The following is a 1707-nucleotide window of genomic DNA, read 5'->3' as shown; positions in this document are numbered from 1 at the left end:
TTATAATTATGATTTATCTAGTTGCTTTATATTAAATATTCTATATACCTTTATGTTTCTTTGATTTTGAGATGAAAGATGTAAAGAGTGTATAATAAGAGCTCCGATTGTTTTTTTATTGAAGAGCTCTCTATATATTTTATCATGAATACCTTTCTTACCTTTATTTATATTTCTATTCTTAAACTTCATTCATCATCGTATGTTAGTTATTGTGGTATGAATTATGCTAATATTATAGGATTTTTCTTATTCAATATTTTTATTATTCAGTTCTTTAGTGGGATTTTATTAGTTTCTTATTTTAATAATATTTTTATTCTTAGTTTTGATTCTGTTATTTATATTATGATTGAAATACTTTATGGTTTTATGTTGAGATGATTTCATTGTTTATTTTCTTCTTTATTCATTTTTTATATTTATATGCACATATTTCGTGCTCTTTGATTACGTATTTTAGTTTTTGATTCTATATCATTTACATATTATACTGGTATTATTATATTTATCATGGGAATATTAAATAGCTTTCTTGGTTATATATTGAATTTTGGACAAATGTCATATTGAGGATATATGGTATTATTAGGATTAGTTGGTATATTTGGTATTTTATATTGAATGATTATTGATATGTTGTGATGTTGTTGTTATGTTGTAGTATTTAGAATACTTTTATTACATTTTGTAATAGGATGATTAATTATTATATTTATTATATTTCATGTTTTAGTTCTTCATGGATTTGGATCTGTTAATCCTATGCTTAATAATTTATCTAGTTATATTATTTCATTTTATATAGTATTGTTTAAAGATATATGCTTATCTTTGTTTTGTATTTATTCATTTTTTATATTATTATTCTTTCATCCTGATATTTTAGGTAATGCTGATAATTTAATTTTAGCTAATCCATTAGTTACACCTGATCATATTGTCCCAGAGGCATACTTTATGTTTATATTCTATTTACTTCGGAGTTTTCATGTTAAATTATGTGGTATTGCATGTGTTGGATTTTATATCTTGTTTATTATATATTAGTTTTATTTATTTTTATTCCAATCATGTTTTATATTCTTACTTTAATTTATTCATGTTATTTATTTACTCCAGATATTAATTTATCATTATTTATTTAATAAGTTAATCATGTTCTGCATTATTTATAATTATACGGAGATCAAGCAGCTGAAATTTCGTTGCTCTCTGATATTTATTCATGATTTTATGATTGTTTTGACTACTCTTAGTATAATCTTTACTTATAGTTTTATTGTATTATTATTATATTTTATATTTATTGTGATATTGGGTATTGAATGGTTATTTTATAATATTATTGAAATTAATTTAATAATTGATTTGATTTATTTATCTGCTTTATTATGTTTATTTTTATTATCTGGAATTATGAGTTGTTGATAGCTCGTATTATATATTATATTGTATTTTGTTCAATTATGATGGGTTGTTGACAAAGACGAATAGGACCATTAAATGATGATTCTAATTTAAGATCAAAATCCTGTTTTATCTAGTTTATCTCGTATTATAGAAGTTTCATTGTTTTCTCCTTAGATGATAAATTATCTGTATTCAGTGAAAGTTTTGAATGTGGTTTTTATCCTATTTTAATTCAGATGTTATATTATCATCTCACTATATTATATCACCTATCTTATTTTACTTCTATTATTC

General features: G+C 21.6%; 1 protein-coding gene. It reads left to right on the top strand.

Annotated elements, in window-relative coordinates:
- The first annotated feature begins 765 nt into the window (after positions 1 to 765).
- A complete protein-coding gene (locus tag GY937_17885; protein MCP5058575.1) occupies positions 766 to 1050 on the top strand; it encodes a hypothetical protein in 285 nt (94 codons plus the stop codon).
- Positions 1051 to 1707 lie beyond the last annotated feature (657 nt).

It is taken from the genome of bacterium, from assembly GCA_024228115.1.
In the GTDB taxonomy this organism is placed as follows: Bacteria; Myxococcota_A; UBA9160; order UBA9160; family UBA6930.
This window is presented reverse-complemented; position numbering and strand designations above follow the sequence as displayed.